A 626-nucleotide genomic window follows, 5' to 3' on the forward strand; every position below is an offset into this window, starting at 1 on the left:
CGCCAGTGTGGTGATGGTGGGTGTGTTGAACAGGGTGCGTACGGTGTGGTTGGTGGCGAAGGTGGTGTTGATGGTGGTGATGGCGCGCATGGCGGTCAGGGAGTCCCCACCGAGGTCGAAGAACGAGTCGTGGGCGCCGACCCGGTCGATGCCCAGGACCCGGGCGAAGATCGCGGCCAGGAGTTCCTCGACGGTGCCGCAGGGCGCCCGATACCCTTGCTGGCCTTGGTAGGTCGGTGCCGGAAGGGCGCTGGGATCGAGTTTGCCGTTGAGGGTCAGTGGGAGGGTGTCGAGGGTGATGACGGTGGCGGGGACCATGTAGGCGGGCAGTTGGGTGGCCAGTTGCCGGCGGATGTGTTCGGTGTTGGCGGTGCCGGTGATGTAGGCGATGAGGCGGTTGTCGTGGGTGGTGAGGGCGGCTTGTTCGACCTCGGGCAGTCGGGTCAGTGCGGCCTGGATGTCGCCGAGTTCGATGCGGTAGCCGCGGATCTTGACCTGCTGATCGCTGCGGCCGTGATAGCGCAGTTGCCCGTCGGGGCCCCATGAGGCGAGGTCACCGGTGCGGTACATGCGTTGGCCGGGCGACCCGAACGGGCACGGCAGGAATCGGGTGGCGGTCAGGGCGG

Annotated in this window: 1 protein-coding gene; it reads right to left on the bottom strand. The window is 67.4% G+C overall.

Annotated features, from left to right (window positions below):
* Positions 1-626: phosphopantetheine-binding protein (locus JDV09_RS26340; RefSeq protein ID WP_221372072.1), on the bottom strand; the 626-nt coding region annotated here is incomplete at both ends.

Origin of the sequence: Mycolicibacterium xanthum (genome assembly GCF_019710635.1) — a bacterium.
Lineage (GTDB): Bacteria > Actinomycetota > Actinomycetes > Mycobacteriales > Mycobacteriaceae > Mycobacterium > Mycobacterium xanthum.